Origin of the sequence: Burkholderia sp. AU31624 (assembly GCF_020420065.1) — a bacterium.
Classification (GTDB): domain Bacteria; phylum Pseudomonadota; class Gammaproteobacteria; order Burkholderiales; family Burkholderiaceae; genus Burkholderia.
Map to the genome: position 1 here is coordinate 321,779 of NZ_JAIZRT010000002.1, position 21,608 is coordinate 343,386.

General features: G+C 69.1%; 20 protein-coding genes. 12 read left to right on the forward strand and 8 right to left on the reverse strand.

Annotation, left to right across the window (positions count from 1 at the left end; translation table 11 throughout):
- Positions 1-10: 10 nt before the first annotated feature.
- The 3 genes from LGM89_RS06745 to LGM89_RS06755 are packed head-to-tail and all read right to left on the reverse strand — an operon-like array spanning position 11 to position 3,040.
- Positions 11-826: an ABC transporter permease gene (locus LGM89_RS06745; protein WP_226272654.1), complete on the reverse strand. Its 816-nt coding sequence runs from the start codon at positions 824-826 to the stop codon at positions 11-13.
- Positions 826-1,932, reverse strand: coding sequence for a PhnD/SsuA/transferrin family substrate-binding protein (locus tag LGM89_RS06750; protein ID WP_226272655.1), 1,107 nt, complete (start codon positions 1,930-1,932; stop codon positions 826-828). The genes LGM89_RS06745 and LGM89_RS06750 overlap by 1 nt, the downstream gene beginning before the upstream one ends.
- A 31-nt stretch (positions 1,933-1,963) precedes the next feature.
- A complete protein-coding gene (locus LGM89_RS06755; protein ID WP_226205481.1) occupies positions 1,964-3,040 on the reverse strand; it encodes an ABC transporter substrate-binding protein in 1,077 nt (358 codons plus the stop codon).
- 455 nt (positions 3,041-3,495) lie between these two features.
- Here LGM89_RS06755 and LGM89_RS06760 point away from each other — a divergent pair, with 455 nt between their 5' ends.
- The 8 genes from LGM89_RS06760 to LGM89_RS06795 all read left to right on the forward strand — a co-directional run bounded on the left by LGM89_RS06760 (position 3,496) and on the right by LGM89_RS06795 (position 12,612).
- The gene (locus tag LGM89_RS06760) at positions 3,496-4,668 is read left to right on the forward strand and encodes an LLM class flavin-dependent oxidoreductase (RefSeq protein ID WP_226272656.1); all 1,173 of its coding nucleotides are present in this window, start codon (positions 3,496-3,498) and stop codon (positions 4,666-4,668) included.
- 50 nt (positions 4,669-4,718) lie between these two features.
- The gene (locus LGM89_RS06765; protein ID WP_039354360.1) at positions 4,719-5,765 is read left to right on the forward strand and encodes an ABC transporter substrate-binding protein; all 1,047 of its coding nucleotides are present in this window, start codon (positions 4,719-4,721) and stop codon (positions 5,763-5,765) included.
- Positions 5,766-5,798: 33 nt separating this feature from the next.
- Positions 5,799-6,614 (forward strand): energy transducer TonB, encoded by an 816-nt coding sequence (locus LGM89_RS06770; RefSeq protein ID WP_226272657.1) that lies wholly within the window; start codon positions 5,799-5,801, stop codon positions 6,612-6,614.
- Positions 6,615-6,655: 41 nt separating this feature from the next.
- Positions 6,656-7,372, forward strand: a complete 717-nt coding sequence (locus tag LGM89_RS06775; protein WP_226272658.1) for a MotA/TolQ/ExbB proton channel family protein — start codon at positions 6,656-6,658, stop codon at positions 7,370-7,372.
- Positions 7,372-7,782, forward strand: a complete 411-nt coding sequence (locus LGM89_RS06780; protein WP_009694203.1) for an ExbD/TolR family protein — start codon at positions 7,372-7,374, stop codon at positions 7,780-7,782. The genes LGM89_RS06775 and LGM89_RS06780 overlap by 1 nt, the downstream gene beginning before the upstream one ends.
- A 34-nt stretch (positions 7,783-7,816) precedes the next feature.
- The gene (locus LGM89_RS06785) at positions 7,817-8,893 is read left to right on the forward strand and encodes an ABC transporter substrate-binding protein (RefSeq protein ID WP_226205490.1); all 1,077 of its coding nucleotides are present in this window, start codon (positions 7,817-7,819) and stop codon (positions 8,891-8,893) included.
- Positions 8,890-10,107, forward strand: coding sequence for an MFS transporter (locus LGM89_RS06790; RefSeq protein ID WP_226205492.1), 1,218 nt, complete (start codon positions 8,890-8,892; stop codon positions 10,105-10,107). The genes LGM89_RS06785 and LGM89_RS06790 overlap by 4 nt, the downstream gene beginning before the upstream one ends.
- 192 nt (positions 10,108-10,299) lie before the next feature.
- On the forward strand, positions 10,300-12,612 hold the full coding sequence (locus tag LGM89_RS06795; RefSeq protein WP_089497696.1) for a TonB-dependent receptor: 2,313 nt from the start codon (positions 10,300-10,302) through the stop codon (positions 12,610-12,612).
- A 45-nt stretch (positions 12,613-12,657) separates the two neighbouring features.
- Here the strand turns inward: LGM89_RS06795 and LGM89_RS06800 are convergent, their stop codons facing one another.
- Positions 12,658-13,617 carry a LysR substrate-binding domain-containing protein gene (locus LGM89_RS06800; RefSeq protein ID WP_089457611.1) on the reverse strand — a complete coding sequence of 320 codons (960 nt, stop codon included), beginning with the start codon at positions 13,615-13,617 and terminating at the stop codon, positions 12,658-12,660.
- Between the two features lie 184 nt (positions 13,618-13,801).
- On the opposite strand from LGM89_RS06800, the gene LGM89_RS06805 reads away from it, so the two are divergent.
- The 3 genes from LGM89_RS06805 to LGM89_RS06815 are packed head-to-tail and all read left to right on the forward strand — an operon-like array spanning position 13,802 to position 17,005.
- Positions 13,802-14,923: a M20 aminoacylase family protein gene (locus LGM89_RS06805; protein WP_226273008.1), complete on the forward strand. Its 1,122-nt coding sequence runs from the start codon at positions 13,802-13,804 to the stop codon at positions 14,921-14,923.
- A 50-nt stretch (positions 14,924-14,973) separates the two neighbouring features.
- Complete coding sequence (locus LGM89_RS06810; RefSeq protein ID WP_089457612.1) at positions 14,974-15,762, forward strand: ABC transporter substrate-binding protein; 789 nt, start codon at positions 14,974-14,976, stop codon at positions 15,760-15,762.
- A gap of 52 nt (positions 15,763-15,814) precedes the next feature.
- The gene (locus LGM89_RS06815) at positions 15,815-17,005 is read left to right on the forward strand and encodes a porin (protein ID WP_226272659.1); all 1,191 of its coding nucleotides are present in this window, start codon (positions 15,815-15,817) and stop codon (positions 17,003-17,005) included.
- 51 nt (positions 17,006-17,056) lie between these two features.
- On the opposite strand, the gene LGM89_RS06820 is transcribed toward LGM89_RS06815, so the two are convergent.
- Entirely contained in the window at positions 17,057-18,076 is a 1,020-nt protein-coding gene (locus LGM89_RS06820; RefSeq protein WP_226272660.1) for a zinc-dependent alcohol dehydrogenase family protein, read from the reverse strand.
- A 126-nt stretch (positions 18,077-18,202) separates the two neighbouring features.
- Here LGM89_RS06820 and LGM89_RS06825 point away from each other — a divergent pair, with 126 nt between their 5' ends.
- The gene (locus LGM89_RS06825; RefSeq protein WP_226272661.1) at positions 18,203-19,114 is read left to right on the forward strand and encodes a LysR family transcriptional regulator; all 912 of its coding nucleotides are present in this window, start codon (positions 18,203-18,205) and stop codon (positions 19,112-19,114) included.
- A gap of 45 nt (positions 19,115-19,159) precedes the next feature.
- On the opposite strand, the gene csgH is transcribed toward LGM89_RS06825, so the two are convergent.
- The 3 genes from csgH to LGM89_RS06840 form a co-directional block, all read right to left on the reverse strand.
- The gene (gene csgH, locus LGM89_RS06830) at positions 19,160-19,480 is read right to left on the reverse strand and encodes a curli-like amyloid fiber formation chaperone CsgH (protein WP_089497692.1); all 321 of its coding nucleotides are present in this window, start codon (positions 19,478-19,480) and stop codon (positions 19,160-19,162) included.
- A 71-nt stretch (positions 19,481-19,551) separates the two neighbouring features.
- A complete protein-coding gene (locus LGM89_RS06835; protein WP_226272662.1) occupies positions 19,552-20,925 on the reverse strand; it encodes a beta strand repeat-containing protein in 1,374 nt (457 codons plus the stop codon).
- Between the two features lie 131 nt (positions 20,926-21,056).
- Complete coding sequence (locus tag LGM89_RS06840) at positions 21,057-21,596, reverse strand: hypothetical protein (RefSeq protein ID WP_144023127.1); 540 nt, start codon at positions 21,594-21,596, stop codon at positions 21,057-21,059.
- Positions 21,597-21,608: the final 12 nt, after the last annotated feature.

The window sequence follows — 21,608 nt, forward strand, 5'->3', positions numbered from 1 at the left end:
ACCTGTTCGTTCAGCGCGCAGGCGTCTGCCAGCGCAATGCGTAGCGTTGCACGAGTGCGATCGACCGGTCGATCGCGAAGCCGATCAGCCCGATCACCGCGACGTCGATGAGCACGACGTCGAGGCGCAGCATCTGCCGCGCCAGTTCCATCATCTGGCCGATCCCGCTATCGGCGCTGAGCAGCTCGACCGCGACGAGCGCGAGCCACGCGCGCGCGAGCGCGATTCGCACGCCGGTGAGCAGCGGCGGCAACGCGGCCGGCAGCAGCACGTCGCGCAGCAGCGCGAAGCGGCCGAGCCCGTAGTGCCGCGCCATTTCGACGAGGTCGCGCGGCGCGTCGTGCACGCCCGTGTACGCGGCCAGCGCGACCGGAAAGAACACGGCCTTGCCGACGACGACGAGCTTCAGCGGCTCGTCGACGCCGATCAGCAGGATCAGCAGCGGAATCAGCGTGAGCGTCGGCACTTGCCGCAGCAGGTCGAACGTCGGCCGCAGGTAATCGGCGAACAGCCGGCTGCGCGCGAGCAGGATGCCGAACGCGGCACCGCCGGTCGCGCCGATCGTGAAGCCGAGCGCGAGGCGATGCAGCGTGATCAGCAGGTTGTCGCGCAGTTCGCCGGTGTCGAGCAGCGTGCGCAGCGTTGCCGCCAGCCGATCCGGCGGCACGACGAGCTGCGGCGGAAACCAGCGCTGCGCGCTCGCGAGCCACCACAGTGTGACGAACGCGACGGGCGTGGCCCACCACAGCGCGAGCCCGCCAAGCCGGGCAATTCCGGGCAGGCGCAGCGCGCGTGCACCGTTCGACGCGAGGGCATGCATCGGCATCAGCGGCTCGCGACGCGTGCCGCGTCGGCGCGCCAGTAGCCGTTGAGCCCGAGCTGCTTGAGCGCGGTCGCGACGAACGTCGGCGCGAGCAGCGCGTTCACGTCGACCGGCGTGGACGTCAGGCCGGCCTGGCGACTGTACGCGATGACGTCGCGGTAGTGGCCGGTCAGCGCGGGCGTGAAGAGCGGCGCCCATTGGTCCTTCCACGGTGTCGCCTCATCCGCGTATTCGCGGCGCACGACGCTTTCCGGCTGGCCGGATGCGCTCAGGATCTTCACGTACGCGTCGCGGTTCTGCGGCTGCGAGATCCAGTGCGCGGCACGCACGTAGGCCGTCGCGACGAGCTGCGTGAGGTCGGGATAGCGCCGCACGAAATCGTCGGACGCCCACAGTTCCGCGCGCATCTTCCAGTCGTCGGGCGCGGTCTTGGTCGACCAGATGATCTTGCCGACGTGCTTGTCGACGAGCGAGTAGGCGTCGGACAGCGTGAAGAAGCCGTCGACGCGTCCGGCCGCGACGGCGGCCGCACCGGCCTGCGGGTCGAGGTTGTAGATCTTGAAGTCGGACAGCTTCAGCCCGTTCTCGGTGAGCAGCTTGCTGAACGTGACTTCCCACGGCCGGCCGCGATTGAGCGCGATGCGCTTGCCCTTCAGGTCGACGATCGACTTCGCGGTCGAGCCGGCCGGCACGACGAGATATGTGTTGCTGCCGACACCGCCCGGCACGATCAGGCGCGTATGGGTGCCCGACGCGTTGACGACGACCGACGGCAGGTCGCCGTAGCCGGCGAAATCGATGCTGCCGTTCGTGAATGCTTCGTTCACGAGCGTGCCGACCGCCGCGGTCGACACCGGCACCCATTGCAGCTTCACGTGCCGCGCGGCGAGCGCCTTCTCGAGCGACTTGTCGGCGTCGATCAGTGCCGACGCGCCCGCGTATTGCGTCTTGCCGCCGCTCGAATAGGCGACGACGGCGATCCGCACGACCTTGGGCGCGTCGTCTGCATGCGCGGCCGGTGCGGCGAGCGATGCCGCGACGAACGGCAGCGCGGCGAACAGCGCATGCAGCGGGCGGCGCAGCGCGGCGAGGGAGAGCGTATGTTTCATGATGGTCGGGAACGATAGGCGGAAAAGGGGCTCACGCGCGCTTCTGCAGCGATGGCCGCAGCACGTCGGCGAGCGGGCGCGGGTCGATCCAGTCGGCGACGTCGAAGTCGGCTTCGAGAAAGCCGTGGTCGTGCAGGAACGTCTTGAAGTCGTCGAGCGCGGCGACCGATTCGTCGTCGAGGTTGACGCCGAGATGCCGGTGCAACTGGTTGCCGTACGCGGCGCGGACCCAGTCGATCGACGACGCGGTTTCGCCGGCCACGTAGAGCGCGGTTTCGTCGGGATGCGTGCCGGCCCAGTCGCCGGCCGCGACCACGAGCTTCAGGAAGCCGGCGACGATGTCCGGATGATTCGCGAGCACGTCCGCGTTGACGGTCAGCGGGCGCGGCGTGCCGTTGTTGTTGCGGATCGCGCGCTCGGGATGAAAGCCGATGTCGATCACGACGTGCGCGCCGATCAGCTGTGCGATCTCGAGGCCGGTCGAGCCTTTGACGTAGATCGCGTCGACCTCGCCGCGCAATAGCGCGCCGGCTTCGGCCGCGTACAGCGCGCGGCTCGAGAAGCCGTGCGGCGACGCGAACAGGTCCGCCGCGCGCGCCGGCCCGACGGCCTGCAGCGTGCGGGCGCGCACATCGACGCATTCGACGTCGCGCGTGGTCAGCCCGTCGAGGCTCAACGCGTTGACGAAGCCGCGCAGCGCCGACGCGCGGAAGATGTCGATGCGGTCGTCGGGGCGGCTCGGGATCGCGATGCGGCGCCCGCGCAAGGCCTTCACCGAGCGGATGCCCGACTCGGGCCGCGCGAGGATCAACTGCGATTCGTCGACCCACGACAGCCCGATCACGCGCGTGTTCGCGCCGTTCGAGCGCGCCCACATCGCGGGGATGCTGCCGCCCTGGCGGAACGACTGCGCGAGCGTGTGATCGCTGATCGACGACACGTCGTGCCGCGTGGCGCCGCGCGGCGAGCGGATCGCGACACCGTCGGCCGACGTCTCGCCGTTGAGCCAGCCGAGATGCACGGCGATGCCGAGCGGGGTCGGCACGGGCGACCGGGCGTACCAGAACGTCTGCTGCTTGTCCGATGACGAATCGGGCCTGTCTGTCATGGGTGAGATTCCCTCTCTGCGTAAGCATGGTTGAAGCCCGGTCGCGCACGGTGTCGGTGTCGCACGCGCGGGCCGGTCAACGTTGCAAGTTCCGGGCCAGTGAACGGAAACGGCGCGGCCGCACGCGGCGCGGGCATCGCGCGGGAGGAGCGGTGCGCGTACCGATGCAGCGCCTGTTGCGCCAGCAACAGTCGCGTCGGCCGCTGTTGCGCGCGCAGCAGCAGTGGGGGCGGTGCAGCAGCGCGATAGGTGCGTGTCGTGACGGCATGGGTAACCGCGAGCGGGGGCGATTCGATTGCCGCTGACGCCCGGTATGCAAGGCACTGCGCGGGATCGCCGGCGACCACGTTCGCGCAGCGGCGAGCGCGTTGGCACACCGCGTGCTTTACAGCGCAGCACTCGCGCGGCACGCCGATGCCGCACGCAATCCGAATGGCCCGACCAGGAGAACTCCGATGGCTGTTGAATTTCTGTGGCGCCTGCCGATGCACGGCGACGGCCGGCGCGCACACGACCTGCATACGCGCGGCGAATGGAACCGCCAGCGCGCATCGCGCGTCGCGCCGAAAGTCGACGACGACGATTTCGGCTACATCGACTATCTGTCGCAGGTCGCACGCGCGGCCGATATCGCCGGCTTCCACGGCGCGCTGATTCCGATCTTTCGCTTTACCGAGGAACCGTGGGTCGTGGCGGCCGCGCTGGCGCGCGAGACGCGCCGGCTGCGGCTCCTGATCGCGCTGCAGCCGCATTTCGTGCATCCGGTCTATGCGGCGCAGATGGCCGCGAGCCTGCAGCGGATCAGCCGCGGGCGCGTCGAGTGGAACGTCGTCACGGGCGGCGGCGGCCCCGACCAGCGTGCGTACGGCGACTTCATCGATCACGACAGCCGCTATGCGCGCACCGACGAATTCCTCGATGTCGTGAAGGGCGTCGCGGCCGGCGAGCCGTTCACGTTCGACGGCCGCTTCTATCGCGTCGAAGCCGGCGGCCTGCTGCCGCCGCTGAGCGGGCAGAAGCCGCCGCGCATCTACCTGGCCGGCGCGAGCGACGCCGCGCTCGCGGTGGCCGCGAAGCACGGCGACGTGCACCTGAGCTGGGGCGAGCCGCTCGCGAAACAGAAGGAAGTGATCGATGCGGCGCGCCGCGCGCTCGACCGCCAGAACGCCGAGCGCGACCTGCGCTTCGGCATGCGCATCGACATCCTGGCGCGCGAGACCGAGGAGCAGGCGTGGGCCGAGTTGCGGCAGATGTTCGCGACGGTGGGCGACGCGACGCGCGGCGGATTCGGCGGGCGCGGCGAATCGTCGGAGTCGGTCGGCGCGAAACGCCAGTTCGCGCTGCACCAGGGCAACACGCAGCACTTCGACGACCTGATCGTCGGCCCGAACCTGTGGGCCGGGATGTCGCAGATTCGCGGCGGCCCCGGCTGCGTGATCGTCGGCAGCCACGAGCAGGTGGCCGAGCGGCTCGCGGAATACGTCGACATCGGTGTGTCGACGTTCATTCTCGCGAGCAACCCGCATCTCGAGGAGGCGTACCGCGTGGGCGAGGAAGTGCTGCCGCTCGTCGACAGCGCGCTGAACGCGCGCGGCACGCAGGCGGCGCTGCGCGTGGCCGGCGCATGAACGCGACGGCCTTCCCGCGTCATCCAACGACATCGACAAGGACATTCACCATGACGACACTCGCTGCGCAGGCCACGGCCTGCGACGCACTCTGGTACACGCGCTGCCCGGTGCCGACCGCGCTCGGCATCGCCGTGCACCGCGGCTGGTTCGACGAGGAGTTCGGGCCGGACGGCATCACGCTGAATTCGCTGCAGGAGACGGCCGATGCCGGCAAGCGCGAATCGCATTTCGATCACAGCCTGCCGCACTCGTTCCGGCAGGGCGGCAACATTCCGGCGCTATGGGCGCGGGCACGCGGCGCCGATACGCGCGTGATCGGCCTGTCGTGGACCAACGAATTCCAGGCGATCGTCACGCTGCCCGATCGCGGCATTCGCTCGGTGCGCGATCTGCGCGGCCGGCGGCTCGGGTTGCCGCGCCATCCGATCAGCATCGACTTCTGGCGGGCGGCCGCGCTGAAAGGCTTCCTGAGCGCGCTCGAACTCGAAGGGCTCGGGCACGGCGACGCCGAATGGGTCGACCTGCCCGACGAACGTGAACGTCGCACCGGCCCGGCATCGTTCACGCGCGGCCCGCACGAGTACGGGATCGAGATCGCGGCGCTCGTGCGCGGCGAGGTCGACGCGGTGTTCGTGAAAGGCGTCGAAGGGCTCGAGACCGTGCATCTGATCGATGCGCAGGTCGTCATCGATCTCGGCGCGCACCCCGATCCGCTCGTGCGGATCGGCAACGGCACGCCGCGCACGCTGACCGTCGACCGCGCACTGATCGACGCGCGCCCCGATCTCGTGAGCCGCTTCCTGTCGGTGGTGGTGGGGGCGGGCGACTGGGCCGCGCGCCATCCGGCGGAGACGGTTGCGTATATCGGCCGCGAGACGCGGGCATCCGACGAGTGGGTGCGCTATGCGTATGGCGCGGACGTGCACCGCCATCTGGAGACGGGGCTCGCGCAGACATCGATCGACGGGCTGGTCGCGTTCAAGGACTTCCTCGTCGAGTGGGGCTTTCTCGAACAGGATTTCGATGCACGCGCGTGGATCGACCCGGCGCCGTTCACGCGCATCGACCGGCAACGCCATGCGTGGGTCGCGTAGCGCGCCGCGGCGCGTCATTGCAAGGAGTCGAGCATGACAGGTCTGACGATCGAATACGGCGTGCCGCCGGCGCGCCGGCATGCGGCGCGCGCCGTGCCGCGTGCAGGTGCGGGTGCGAGCGGGGCGGCGGCGGTCGCGCGGCCGCCGTCCGCTTCGCCGTCGGCACGGCCGGATGCGCCGAAGGCGAAGCCGGGCGCGTGGCGCGTCACGGGTGCGATTGCGCTCGCCGTCACGGCGCTGCATGCGGGTGTCGCGTTGCTGGCCGCGCGCACACCTGCCGCGCCGCCCGTGCAGCCGCCGCGGCCGCTGCCGATGACGGTCGAATTGACGCGGCCGCCCGAACCGTTGCCGCAGGCCGCGCATCCGCCGCCGCCGGCAGTGCCCCCGAAGCCGCTGAAGCAGGCGCCGACCCCGCCGAAGCCGCGTGCGGCCGTCGCGCATCCGGCGCCTGCGCCCGCTGCCGCGCCGCAATTCACCCGCGAGGCGGCCCCCGCGACGGCGGCACCGGCCGTCGCCGCGCCAGCCACGCCGGCTCCCGCGCCGGTCGCGCCTGCCGCACCGGTGCGCGAAACCGCACCGATCGGCGACGCGGCCTACCTGCGCAACCCGGCGCCCGACTATCCGGCGTTCGCGCAGGACCAGGGCTGGGAAGGGCGCGTCGTGCTGCGCGTGCACGTGCTCGCGAACGGTTCACCCGATTCCGTCGAGGTCCGCACGAGCAGCGGCCGTCGCATGCTCGACACCGCGGCGGTGGCCGCCGTGAAGCGCTGGACGTTCGTGCCCGCGAAGCGCGGCGACGAGGCGGTCGACGGCTGGGTCAACGTGCCGATCGATTTCAAGCTGGGCTGACCCGCCGGGCAGCCCGCCACATTTTCAAAGGAACTCACATCATGAACGGTATTCCGACCACCTTCATCGTCCAGGGCGCGCTCTGGCTGCTCGTCGTCTTTTCCGTCGTCACGTGGACGCTGATCGTCGTGAAGGCGATCCAGAGCCTGCGGGCGAGCGTGCGCAACCGGCGCTACGTCAGCGCGTTCTGGGCGGCGAACAGCTTCCACGAGGCCGCCGCGCTCGACGGCGCGAACAGCCCGGTGGGCGAACTCGCCGCGACGGGCTTCGACGCGCTGCGGCGCGCCGACGAGAGCAGCGCGCACGATCTCGAACACAGCTGGAGCCGCCACGACCTGCTCGAACGGCATCTGCGGCAGCAGATCCACAACGCGCGCCGGCGCGAGGAGGCGGGGCTGGCGGTGCTCGCGTCGATCGGCAGCACCGCGCCGTTCGTCGGCCTGTTCGGCACCGTATTCGGCATCATCCATGCGCTGACCGCGATCACGCACAGCGCGTCGGCGAGCATCGACGTCGTGGCCGGGCCGATCGGCGAGGCGCTCGTCGCGACCGGGATCGGCATCGCGGTCGCCGTGCCGGCCGTGCTCGCGTACAACTTCTTCGTGCGCCGCGTGAAGGCCGCGTCGGCCGACCTCGACGCGTTCGCCACCGATTTCGTCACGCTCGCGCAGAAGGCCGGCTTCCGCGTGCCGGCCGCCGCCGCCGCGCCCGCGCCGGCACGCCGTGCCGACGACACCCGTCAGGAGGCGTTCGCATAATGGCTTTCTCCTCTTCCTCCGACAACGACGACGTGCTCAGCGAAATCAACATCACGCCGCTCGTCGACGTGATGCTCGTGCTGCTCGTCGCCTTCATCGTCACGGCGCCGCTGCTGAACAACGCGGTGCACGTGAACCTGCCGAACACCGTCGCCACGGCGCCGGCCGATCGCAAGCCTAACGTCACCGTGAGCGTCGACGACAAGGGCGTCGTGTATCTCGACAAGCGGGCGGTCGCGCTCGCCGCCGTGCCGGCCGAGCTGGCCGCGCTGAAGGCCGGCCGGCCCGACGTCGCGCTCGATCTGCAGGCCGACGAGCACGTGCCGTACGGCACGGTCGCGAAGCTGATGGCCGCGATCGAGCATGCGGGCATCACGCGGCTGTCGGTGCTCACCGCGCCGCGCGGCTGACGCGCGGTTCACGACTTCCTCCAAGAACGCATCCATGAGCATCACGGCTTCCTCCAACGTCCAGTCGATCTGGTACACGCGCTGTCCGGTGCCGACGCCGCTCGGCATCGCCGCGCATCTCGGCTGGCTCGACAGCGAATTCGCCGGCGACGGCATCACCGTGCGCGCGCTGCAGGAGAGCCAGCACGCGGCGCTGCATCACGCGCACGTCGATCATTCGCTCGACAACGCATTCCGGCAGGGCGGCAGCATTCCCGCGCTGTGGGCGCGCGCGGCCGGCGCCGAGACGCGCGTGGTCGCGCTGACCTGGGTCGACGAGGCGCAGGCGATCGTCGCGCTGCCGGAAAGCGGGCTGACACGGCCGAAGGACCTGCGCGGGCGCCGCATCGGCCTGCCGCGCCGCGACGGCGAGCGCATCGACATCTTCCGCGCGGCGGCGCTGCGCGGCTTCGTCAGCGCGCTGTCGCTCGACGGGCTCGGCCCCGCCGACGTCGAATGGGTCGACGTGCCCGCGTCGAACCTGCGCGCACCGGTGTCGACCCCGGCGACGCGCGACGCGGCCTTCAGCCATCCCGCGAGCCTGTCGAGCCGCCGGCTCTATGCGGCCGAAGCGGCCGCGCTCGTGCGCGGCGAGGTCGACGCGATCTACGTGAAGGGCTCGCTCGGGCTCGAAACCGCGCACCTGATCGGCGCGCAGGCGGTGATCGACATCGGCTTTCATCCCGATCCGCAGATCCGCATCAACAACGGGTCGCCGCGGCCGCTGACCGTCAATGCGTCGACGCTCGAACGGCATCCCGACATCGTCAGCCGCTTCCTCGCGCGCGTGACCGATGTCGAAGGCTGGGCGCGCGAGCACGAGCAGGACGTGCTCGGCTATCTCGGCCGCGAGACGGGATCGGGCCATGACTGGCTGCGGCTCGCGTACGGCGCGGACGTGCACCGGCGGCTGCGCACGGACCTCGACGAAGCATCGATCGCCGCGCTCGACGATTTCAAGCGCTTCCTCGTCGAATGGCGCTTCCTGCCGGCCGACTTCGACGTGCATGCGTGGATCGACCGGCGTGCGCTCGACGGCATCGCGACGCGGTCTCGCGACGCCGCGCGGTGAGCGCGCCGGCACGCGTCGCCGACGCATGGCGGCGCGAGCGTTTCACCGGCGGCTTCATGCTGCTGGCGCTCGCGAGCGGCACGACGATCAGCATGGCGCAGCTCGCGACGACGCTGTACGCGCTCGCGCTCGGCGTCGACAGCGCACGGCTCGGCATCATCGCGGCGATGGAGCCGCTCGGCATCGCGCTGATGACGCTGCCGGCCGGGTTGCTCGTCGCGCGCTACGGCGCGCGGCGCGTGTACTTCGTCGCGAGCATGGGGCCGATGCTGCTCAATCTCGTCGTGCCGTTCACCGGCGCATGGCCGCTGATCGCGCTCACGCAAGTGCTGATCGGTCTGTGCATCCCGTTCCGGATCGTGTCGATCAACGGCGTGTTCCTCGCGCGTCTCGCGCAGATCGGCCTCGCCCGCGCCGGCTGGTACCGGGCGGCGATGTCGGTCGGCACCGGCATGGTCGGGCCGTGGCTCGCGAGCGGGCTGATCGGCGCGCACGGCGCGGTCGCGACGTTCTGCGCGGCATCCGCGAGCTTCGCGGGCATGGCGCTGTTCAGCCGGACGCTGCTCGGCGATGCGGAGCCCGCGGCCCGCGGTGCGCCGCCTGAACCCGGCGGCCTGCGCGCGTTGCTGGCGCTCGCGTGGAGTCACGACGTGCGCGAGCAGCTCGTGCTGGAGGCCGTGAACAGCGCGACCCGTTCGCTCGCCGGCGCATATACGGTGGTGCTGGCGATCCAGTCGCTCGGGCTGTCGCAAACGAAAGCCGTCGCGCTGCTGACGCTGCAGGGCGTCGTCGCGGTGATCGCGCTGTTCGGGCTCGGGCACGTCGCGCAACGGATGACCGCGCGCCGTTGCCAGGCACTCAGTCTTGCCGGTGGCGTGGCCGGGTTGCTCGCGCTGGGTCTCGCCCATGACGCATGGGTCGTCGGCGCGGGGCTCGCCGCGCTGTGCGCCGGGTCGTCGCTGCTGCATCTCGTCAACATGCAGCGCCTCGGCCGTCACCCGGCCGACAAGAGCCAGGTGTCGAGCCTCTACAACCTCGCATCGATGACGGGCGCGTTCTGCGGCCCGCTGGCCGGCAGCGCGCTCGTGCCTGTTGTCGGGTTGCAGGGCGTGTTCCTGTGCTGGCTGCCGGTCGTCGTGCTGGTTGGGCTCGCGTTGCATGCTTCGACGGGGCGGCGCGAGGCAGCGCGTTCCGCGACTGCGAAGCTGTCCTGACGACCCTCATCAGGTGTTGCGTGACAAGCAGTTTGCTTCCCGTCACAGATGCGCATGCAGCAACACCTGCGCCTCGCACATACCGGAAGCCCCGTGCGACGGGCCTCTCGATGCTGGCATCCGAATTGCAATAGATCACCCGTGCGTCGCGCACGCACGTGCGTTCAACCGATCAAACAGGATGACTCATCGATGTTCAGGAAAAAACTAATCGTCACCGCGCTGGGGGGACTGCTGACGGGCGCAGCCGTATCGCTGCCCGCATGGGCGGAAGACGGCGCGGTGACGGCGGCGCCGGACGCGAAACCGGCGCAACAGGGCGCGGACGATGCAGCCGCGGCGGCGCCGAAGGCCGCCCGTGCGACCCGCGGCACGGCCGCACGCGAAACGAACCTCGGCACGGTGACGGTGACCGCGCGCCGGCGCAAGGAGAGCATCCAGGACGTGCCGGTCGCGGTGAGCGCGCTGAGCGGGGACACGATCAAGAACAACGAGCTGCGCGTGGTGAACGACGTCACGAAGTACGTGCCGAATTTCACCGGCCAGTCGACCGAAGGCCGCGAGCGGCCGCGCTGGTTCCTGCGCGGCGTCGGCAGCAACGATCCGTCGGACCTGTCGCTGAGCCCGATCGGCGTGTACTTCGACGACGTCTACATCAACAGCGTGTTCGGGCAGGGCTTCCCGCTGTTCGACCTCGATCGCATCGAAGTGCTGCGCGGCCCGCAGGGCACGCTGTGGGGCAAGAATACCGTCGGCGGCGCGCTCAGCATCACGTCGCAGAAGCCGACCTTCGACGTGAGCGGCTACGGCAAGATCGGGCTCGGCCAGTACAACAGCCGGCTCGCGGAAGCCGCGATCGGCGGGCCGATCGGCAAGAACGACGTGCTGGCCGCGCGCGTGTCGGTGTATCACGAGAACGCCGACAGCTTCTACACGAACACGGTGCAGCAAGGGCGCTTCGGCGGCTTCCACGACAATGCGGTGCGCTTCCAGGTGCTGGCCGTGCCGACCTCGGACACCGACTTCCTGTTCAACATCCACGGCCGCAACTACACGGGCGGCGGCAACGCGTGGCACGCGGAGGGCGCGGGGCCGGGCGGCGCGAACCAGTTCGGCTTCGTCGGGTCGAGCGATCCGTACACGGTGTCGCTCAATGCGCCGTCGAGCGATCACATCTCGACCTGGGGCACGTCGCTCACCGCGCACTGGCGCATCAACCCGGCGGTGACGCTGACGTCGATCACCGCGTTCGAAGGGCTGCACCGCTGGTACCAGGACGACGAGGACTATTCGGCGTTCGACGCCGCACGCTCGCACGATCGTTTGTCGAGCCGCCAGTTCTCGCAGGAATTCCGGCTCGAATCGCCGCAGAACGACCGGTTCAGCTGGCTCGTCGGCACGCACCTGTTCACCGAGCAACTGGCCGAGCAGGGTGCCGGCGGCGGCCTGCCGGGCTCGCCGTCGCCCGCGTTCTACCACCTGACCGACCTCACGCAGCACACGCAGAGCGCGGCGATATTCGGCAGCGTGAAGTACCGCTTCACCGACCGCTTCAACGTGACGGGCGGGTTGCGTTACACGATCGAGCGCAAGAACATCAACCTGACCGGGCTGCAGGGCACCGGCAACGTGACGTTCAGCAATCCGGGCAGCTGGTGGGATCCGTCGTCGGTGTCGTCGCCGCTGGCGGTCAGCGCGCGGCAGAACCAGACGAACACGTGGCGCGCGCCGACCTGGGACCTCACGCCCGAATATGCGCTCAGCAGCAACGTGCGTGCGTATTTCCGCTATGCGCGCGGCTTCCGCTCGGGCGGCTACAACGGCAACGCGTACACGCAGAGCACGGTGTCGACCGTGTCGCCGGAGTACCTGACCGACTACGAAGTCGGCATCAAGAGCGAGTGGTTCGACAAGCGGCTGATCGTCAACGCGAGCGTGTTCCACTACGACTATCGCGACATCCAGGTGTTCGCGCTGGCGCCGAACCCGTTCGGCGGCCCGCCGGTGTCGACGCTGTCGAATGCGGGGCAGGGGCGTGCGGACGGCTTCGAGCTGGAGCTGAAGGCGCAGCCGGTCAACAGCCTCTACCTGTTCGCGAACCTCGGGATGCTGAACACGCGCTACACGGAATTCCGCTACGTGCCGACCGCCGTCGGCAATTCGTTCGCGCGCTCGCCGCATACGACGATCAACGCGGGCTTCGACTATCGCGTGCCGGTGTCGTTCGGCACGCTGACGGCCGGCGGCGACGTGAATTACCGCAGCCGCGAGTACTTCAGCGCGACGCGGCAGACGATGCCGCAACTCTGGCAGGGCGGCTACACGGTGCTGAACGCGCACGTGTCCTACACGACGCCGAACCAGAAGTACATCGTGACGGGCTACGTGACGAACCTGACCAACAAGGTTTACAAGAAGCTCGAGCTGCTGCCGTCGTATGGCGCGTATCCGGTGCTGTATGGCGATCCGCGCACGGTCGGGATCACGCTGACGGCGAAGATCTGACGGGCAACATGCGGCGGCGCGGCGGCGAGCCGCGTCTGCCGCGCGTCAGATCAGCAACGACAGCGTCCTGAACAGCGCGAGATCCGCCTTGCGTGCCGAGCGCGCATGCCGGCGGATCACGTGCAGCAGGCAGTCGATGAAGCAGCGCGCCGCGTCGCTGAGCGTGCTGCTGCGCCGCGTGACGATCCCGAGGTCGCGCGGCTCGAAGGTCTCCTTCAACTGCAACGCGCGCATCCGTTCGCCGAACGACGGCACGGCCGCGAGGATCGTCGGGCACCACGTGCACATGTCGGCCTGCTCGAGCATCGTCTGCAGCATCGCCACCGACTGCGCACGCACGATGCGCCGCTCGTCGATTTTGGCGCCGTGGCGCGTGAACAGGTAATCGACGAGCGCGGCCTGGCCGTCGGCCGCGAAATTCAGCACCCAGTCGTGGTCGAGCAGGTCGTGGATCGACCGCGCGTGCTCGAGCGGATGGCCGGCGCGCACCATCACCGCGGTCTCGTAGCGCAGCATCGGCTCGAACGCGAATTCCTGCGTGCCGCCCGGTTGCACGTGCCCGAGCGCGAAGTCCATGCTGCCGTCGCGCAACAGCGGCTGCGCGACGGCCATCAGCGCCTCGTAGAGTTCGAGGCGCACGTCGGGCATCTGCTCCCGAAAACGCAGCACCGCTTCCGCGAGAAAGGTCATCGTCAGCCACGGCGTGACGCCGATGCTCAGCCGGCCCTCGACGCGGCCGCGCATGCGCTCGAGATCGCTCTGCGCGTGTTCGAGCTGCTTCAGCACGAGCTTCGCGTGCGTGAGCAGCGTCTTCCCGTATTCGGTGAAGCCGATCCCCTCCGGCGCGCGGACCAGCAGCGGCAGGCGTTCGCTGGCCTCCAGCTCGCGCAGCGCGCGCGTGACGGCCGCCTGCGACAGCCCGAGCGTGCGCGCCGCGCCGCGGATGCTGCCGGCCTCCGCGCTCGCGACGAGCGCCTGCAACTGATGCAGCTTGATCGTGCTCATGGTGCGATACCCGACAACGAAAGGTTGTCATCATAACGAAACCGCGGCTGTTCGCCGGGATTTTCGCTGCCTACGATGCGGACACGATCGGTCATTCGGGCGATCGGCAACCGGAACGCATCGAGGAGAATCGGGGTTGGACCATAAACCTATCCATCCGGAAATGGCGGCCATCGAGGCGGAGATGATCGCGCTGCGCCACCGGCTGCACGCGCATCCGGAGCTTGGCTTCGAGGAACATGCGACGAGCGATCTCGTGGCCGGTTTCCTGACAACGTGGGGTTATCGGGTGACGCGCGGGATCGGCGGCACGGGCGTGGTCGGCACGTTGACGCGGGGCCCCGGCAAGCGGCTGGGGCTGCGCGCGGACATGGACGCGCTGCCGATCCGCGAGACGACCGGGCTGCCGCACGCGAGCCGCTGCGACGGCGTGATGCACGCGTGCGGCCACGACGGCCATACGGCGATGCTGCTCGCGGCGGCGCGCTGCCTGGCCGAGCGGGAGCGCTTCACAGGCACGCTGAACCTGATTTTCCAGCCGGCCGAGGAAGGGCTCGGCGGCGCGAAGCGGATGATCGACGACGGGCTGTTCGAGCGGTTTCCGTGCGATGCGGTGTTCGCGATGCACAACGTGCCGGGTCTGCCGGCCGGCGTGCTCGGTTTCTGCGACGGCCCGGCGATGGCCTCGGCCGACGAGGTGCAAGTGCGTGTGATCGGGCGCGGCGGGCATGGCGCGGCCCCGCATACGACGATCGATCCGGTGGTCGTGTGCGCGTCGATCGTGATGGCGCTGCAGACCGTCGTGTCGCGTAACGTGAACCCGCAGGAGATGGCGATCGTGACGGCCGGCTCGATCCATGCCGGCGCCGCATCGAACGTGATTCCGCCGCACGCGGATCTGGCACTCAGCGTGCGTGCGCTGTCGCCGGACGTGCGGGCGCTACTTGAACGGCGCATTCGCGAGATCGTGCACGGGCAGGCCGCGAGCTATGGCGCGACCGCCGAAATCGACTACCGGCACGCGTACCCGGTGCTCGTCAATCACGCGGAGCAAACCGCGTTTGCACGCGACGTCGCCCGCGAATGGGGCGGCGACGGTGCGCTGATCCCGCACCTGCGGCCGATCGCGGCAAGCGAGGACTTCGCGTTCATGTTGAACGCGTGCCCCGGCAGCTACCTGTCGATCGGCAACGGCGACGGCGCCGCCGGATGCGGGCTGCACCACCCCGGCTACGACTTCAACGACGCGTGCCTCGCCACCGGCGCGAGCTACTGGATTGCACTGGCGGAGCGCTACCTCGCGTGATGGGCCCGCACGATTTTGACTGACGATTCACACAAGGAAGGAGACTGGCAATGAAGCAATGGAAACGGATGGCGGCGCTCGCGGTGGCGCTGGCGGCGGGGGCGGCGCATGCGGGCGACTGGGCGGGCAAGGAGATCCGCCTCGCGGTCGATCCGACGTACCCGCCGCTCGAATACAAGCTGCCCGACGGCACGCTCACGGGCTTCGGGATCGACATCACGAACGCGTTGTGCGCGGAGCTGCATGCGCGCTGCGTGTGGGTCGAGTCGAGTTTCGACGGGATGATCCCGGGGCTGCTCGCGCGCAAGTTCGACGTGATCGCGTCGTCGATGACGATCACGCCGAAGCGGCAGCAGCAGATCGCGTTCACGAACCGGATCTCGAATGCGCCGGCGCGTCTCGTCGCGCGCAAGGGCTCGCCGCTGCTGCCGACGGCCGACGCGCTGAAGGGCAAGCGCGTGGGCGTCGAGCAGGGTTCCGCGCAGGCCGACTACGCGGTCGCGAACTGGCAGCCGGCCGGTGTGCAGGTCGTGTCGTACCAGAACCAGGACCAGGTCTATGCCGATCTCGTGACGGGCCGGCTCGACGCGGCGTTCCAGGCATCGATCGCGGCCAGCGACGGTTTCCTGAAGAAGCCGCAGGGCAAGGATTTCGCGTTCGTCGGCGCGGCGATCGACGACGTGAAGTACTTCGGGCAGGGCGACGGGCTCGGGCTGCGCAAGCAGGACAACGACCTGCGCGACGCCTTCAACCACGCACTTGCGACGATCCTCGCGAACGGCACGTACCAGCGGATCAACAAGAAGTACTTCGACTTCGACATTTACGGCGCGAAGTAAGCGGCGACGCCCGGAACACGGGCAGTCACGACACGATAAATAAGGAAAACGAATGAATTGGAGATTGGCTTTCGTCGCGGTCCCGGCGCTGTGTGCGGCGCCCGCGCTCGCATTCGCGCAAGGCAGCGTCACGTTGTACGGCCTCGTCGATGCGGGCATCGACTACACGAACAACGTCGGCGGCCACAGCGCGTGGCAGATGGCAAGCGGCTTCGCGCAAGGCAGCCGCTGGGGGCTGAAGGGCACCGAGGATCTGGGCGGCGGCTACAGCGCGTTGTTCCAGCTCGAGAGCGGCTTCAACGTGAACAACGGCACGCTCGCGCAGGGCGGCCGCATGTTCGGGCGGCAGGCGTACGTCGGGCTCGGCAGCGCGCGGTTCGGCACGCTGACGCTCGGCCGGCAATACGATGCGGTGGTCGACTATCTCGCGCCGACGACCGCGAACGGCAGCTGGGGCGTCTACCCGTTCTCGCATCCGCTCGACAACGACAACACCGGCAACACGTTCCGCGTGAACAACACGGTGAAGTATGCGAGCCCGGATTTCGCCGGCTTCTCGTTCGGCGGCACATACAGCTTCAGCAACGACACGGGCTTCGCGAACAACCGGCAGTGGAGCGTCGGCGCGCAGTACGAGCAGGGCGGCTTGCTGGTCGGCGCAGCCTTCCTGAATGCGGACAACCCGGGCGCCACGGCGGGCGGCGCGATCGCCGGCTCGGGATCGGTCGGCGCCGATGCGAACTTTGCGTCGGCGCGGCTGCGGATCTTCGGTGCGGGCATCAACTACACGGCCGGGCCCGCGACGGTCGGGTTCGCGTACACGAACAGCAACGTCACGCGGCCGACCGCGAACGTCGGCTACCTGTTCGGCGACGAAACGATCGAGCCGGTGACCGGCCCGCTCGCGGGGGGCACGGTGTCGTCGATCAAGTACCAGAACTTCGAGGTGAACGGCAAATACCAGTTCACGCCGGCGTTGTTCGTCGGGGCGCAGTACGTGTACACGACGGTGCGCTACGACGCGACGACGGGCAGTGCGAAGCCGAAGATCCATTCGCTCGGGCTGATGGCCGACTACAGCCTGTCGAAGCGCACGGACGTGTACCTGATGGGCGCGTACCAGCGGATCGCGGGCGACGCGACGGGCTCGTCGCTCGACCAGGCCTATGTTCCCGGCGCGGCGGACCTGTCGTCGACCTCGAAGCAGCTGATGGTTCACGCGGGGATCCGTCACAAGTTCTGAGTGCGATGACGGAAGAGGCGGCGGGCCGAGCGACCCGCCGCCTCGACGCGCTTACTGCGCAACGCGGATCACGACCTTTCCGAAGTGTTGCCCCGACTGCAGATAGGCATACGCCTGCGGCGCCTCGTCGAAGCCGAACACGCGATCGACCACCGGCCGGATCTGCTTCGCGTCGACGAGCCGCACGACATCGTCGAGCATCGCGCGGCTGCCGACCATGATCCCGTGCAACTGCCGGATCCCGCCGATCAGCGACAGCAGCCCGAGTTCGGGGCCGGCGAAGCTGCTGAGGCCGCCGATCACCGACACGATGCCGCCCAGTTTCGTCGCGGCGACCGAGCGCGGCAGCGTATCCTTGCCGCCGACCTCGACGACCAGATCCGCCCCCGCGCCGCCGGTGAGCCGCAGCACTTCGTGCTGCCATTCGGGCGTCGCGCGATAGTTGATGGTTGCGTCCGCACCGAGTGCGCGCGCGCGCTCGAGCTTCGCATCGCTCGACGACGTGACGATCGTGCGCAGCCCCGCCGCATGCGCGAGCTGCAGCGCGACGATCGACACACCGCCGGTGCCGAGCAGCACGACGGTCGCGCCGGGCCGCAGGCCGCCGTCGGCGAACAGCGCGTTCCACGCGGTGATGCCCGCGCACGACAGCGTCGCCGCCTCGTCGTAGTTCAGATGCGCGGGAATCGCGACCAGCGCGGCTTCGTCGGACACGAAGTGTTCGGCCAGCACGCCGTCGAATTGCGCGCCGGGCGACCCCGAGACTTTCCGCGGCGTGGGCGGCCCCTCGATCCAGTGCGGGAAGTACGTGTTGATCACGCGATCGCCCGGCTTGAAGCGCGTGACGTCGCGGCCGGTTTCGACGACTTCGCCGGCGCCGTCGGCCACCGGGATCAGCGCGTCCGTGCCGATGCCGAGATAGTCGCCGCGCGCGAACATCAGGTCGCGGTAGTTCAGGCCGGCGGAATGGATCTTCACGACGACGTCGGTCGGCCCGACCGCGCGGCGTGTCGCGTCGATGCGCCGAAGCCCGGCCGCGCCGTCGCCCGGTTTCACTTGCCATGCGTGCATGTCGACTCCTTTTCGAGATAGAGCGGACTATCATAGTGTTGCGCACGCGGACGCATTGGCGAGAATTCGGCCGACGACTGTCGCCTGTGTGGACACAACCCTGTGACCCAACTGGAGCGGAATCGCATGGACGAGCGGCTGAGAGGCGTGGCCGAATTTGTCGACGTGGTGGAGTCGGGCAGCTTCGCGGCGGCCGCGCTGCGGCTCGGCGTCACGCGCTCGGCCGTCGCGAAGGTCGTCGCGCGGCTGGAACGCCGCCTCGGCGCGCGGCTCCTGCAGCGCACGACCCGCCAGCTCGGCCTGACCGACGAGGGGCTCGTCTATTACGAGCAATGCCGGCGGCTGCTGGCCGAACTCGGCGAGACGGAGGCCGCGCTCGACGCGGGGCAGCGCGAGCCGGCAGGGCGGCTGCGCGTCAGCGTGCCGGTGCTGTTCGGGCGGCAGTGCGTGGCGCCCGTGATGCGGCGCCTCGTCGAGCGCCATCCGCGGCTCGAGATCGACGTGTCGTTCAGCGACCGCGTGGCCGACCTGGTCAACGACGGCTTCGACATCGCGGTGCGCATCGGCGAGCTGGCCGACACGAGCGCGCTCGTCGGCCGCAAGCTCGGCGTGCAGCGCATGGGGATCTGCGCGTCGCCCGCGTATCTCGACCGTCATGGCCGGCCGGCGGGGCCCGACGCGCTCGCGTCGCACGTCGGCATCGCGTATTCGCGCGGCGGGCAACCGACGCCGTGGCGGGTTCTCGGCGCGGACGGCGCGGTGCACGACCATCGCCCGGCCGGCCGCCTGCGGCTCGACGACCTGCAGGCGATCGCCGATGCGGCCGCCGCCGGCGCGGGCCTCGCGTGGCTGCCGTGCTGGCTGATGGCGCCTTACCTGCGCGACGGCCGCCTCGCGCTCGTGATGGACAGCAACAGCGTGTCGGGCGCCGAAGTGTTCGCGGTGCGGCCGGCCTCGCGCCAGGTGCCGTCGAAGGTGCGCGTGGTCATCGATGCGCTCGTCGACGAGATACCGCGCATGCTGGCGTCGGATGATTGAGGCGGGCGCGGTGCGGCGTTCGCGACAGGCTCGCGCCGCGCCGGCTCAATTCGCGGCCCGGTGCGGATTGCAGTCCACCGAATACTCCGCGTGCTCGCCATTGACGTGCAATACCAGCGTCGCCGTGCAGATGTCGCCCGAATCGACGCTCAGCCGCAGCGTCGCAAGCGGTTGATCCTCGCCGCCGGCGAGTCGCGATTCGCCGGAGCGTGTGAGCGAGGCCGAGCCGGCGCCGCCGGTTTTGGTAATGCGCAGGCTGTACGACACGTCGACCGGCGCGGCCGCCCGCACGTGCGGCACGATGTTCACGCCGCCGGCACTGGCGGCGATGTCGAAATAGGCGTTGAGATCGTGAATGCCGACCATGATCGTCCCCTGTCGAATGAAAAAAAGGCCGAACGGGCAACCGTCCGGCCTTTTCGTTACACCGGCGGTGCTCAGTGCTGCTTGATCGATGCGGTGTTGAAGGCGCCCGTCTGGCTGATGCTCGCGTAGTTGCCGTTGCCTTGCTGCAGCAGCGTGGCATTGTTGCTGTAGCCGATCTGCGTCACGTAGCCCTGGTTGCCCGTGCCCGACACTTGCGACGCGTTGATGATGTTGAAGCCACCGGTTTGCGAGAGGCTCAGCAGGTCATCCGCACCCGTCTGCGACGCATTGGCGTAGTTGCCGATGTCGCCCGACTGGCTCACCGTCGTCGACGACCCCGATGCCGACTGCGTCACCGACGCCACGTTGTCCGCCGAAGCCTGCGTGATGGATGCCGTCGAACCGTTCGAGCTGCTCTGCGTGATCGACGCCGTGTTGAACGCGGCCGTTTGCGTGATGGACGCGCCGTTGCCGTAGCCGTACTGCTGCGTGATCGTTGCGTTGTTCGATGCGGCCGACTGGTTGATCGTCGCGCTGTCGCCGGACTCGAACCACTGGTTGACCGTGGCGTTGTTGCCGTCGGCGGTCTGCGTGATCGACGTCGCGTTGCCGGCCGCCGCGAGCTGGTGCACCGCTGCGTTGTTGCCGCTCACGCCGCCCGATTGCGAAATCGTCGTCGAGTTGCCGCCGCCGAACGACGAATTCACGGTGGCGGTTTCGGTGCCGCTCTGGGTCGTCGTGACCTGGTCGCCAATCTCGGCGAACTGCGTCACGCTGGCGTTGGTCGTGCCGCCCGTTTGCGTGATCGACGTCGCGTTCCCGCCGCCCCAGGTCGTCTGGACGTTCGCGGTGCCGTTGTTGCCGGTCTGCGTGATGCCGACGGTGTTGCCGATCGTGTCCGTCTGCGCGACGGTCGCGTTGTTGCCGATCGCCGACTGGCTCGGCGAGCCCTGGTTGATCGTCACCGCGTTCCAGCCGCCGCCCTGCTGCGAGATCGACGCGCTGTCGATATAGCTGTACTGGTTGATCGTGTTGGTGTCGTATTGCGGGCCGCCCGTGTAGGCCGACGTCGTCTGCGTGATGGTCGCCGAGAAGTCGCCGCCACCGGACTGCGTCACATAGTTCCGCTCATGCGACGTGCCCGTCTGCGACACGTTCACGCTCGAATACGGCTCCGCCCACCAGGAGTTCTGCTGGATCACCGTCGTGTCGCCGCTGCCGCCCACGGTCGTCACGTTGGCGACGAACCCGTAACGAGGATCGTCGCCGGCTGCCGACTGGTTGATCGACACCGAATCACCGCTCGTCGCCGTCTGTTCGACGGTTGCCGAGTTGAAGCTACCGGTTTGCCCGACGGTCACGTTGTTACCCGACGAATCGGCCTGTGCCGCAGCCGATGCGAGCATCAGCACTGCGATTGCGATTGCAGACTTGGTCACCTTCATTTGTTGCTCCTGATTCGAAAGAAAATTCGCCGGAAAAGTGGGTCTTTGCCGGCACCCCCGCCAATTGAGGACGCTCTCACGTCCCACACCTCACACCACTTGAAGCAAAGCACCTGCAAACTGCGTCACCGTTACCGCGTCAGCACCGTCGCGCGCGCACCGTTGCCGGTCTGGATCACCTGGATGCCGGCGTTCGATCCGCCCTGCACGAGGTTCACCGCGTTGTTGCTGCCGTTCTGCGTGACGCGCGCCGACAGCGACGTGCCGACCTGCGTCGAGTCGACCGAATTGCCGGCGCCGTTCTGTTGCACCTGCAACGTGTTGCCGTTGCCGCGCTGCGTCGCATTCAGCTTGTTGCCGACGCCGGCCTGCGACGCCGCGATCCAGTTCTGCGCGCCGGCCTGACGCGCGACGATCGCGTTGCCGTCGCCGGCCTGCCAGATCAGCGCACCGTTGTGGCCGGCCTGGTCCAGCGACGCGGCATTGCCGACACCGCTCTGGCGCACGGCGACGATGTTGCCGCTGTAGTCGAATGCCGGTTCGGGCGGGCCGAGATCGTTGAGCGGCACGGGTGCCGCACACGCCGCCTGCATGGCGGCCGCTGCCCACACGGTCGCGAGCGCCTGCCATGCCACGCGGGCGCGCCCGTTTCGATCATGGTGTCGATTCATCCTGTTTTCTCC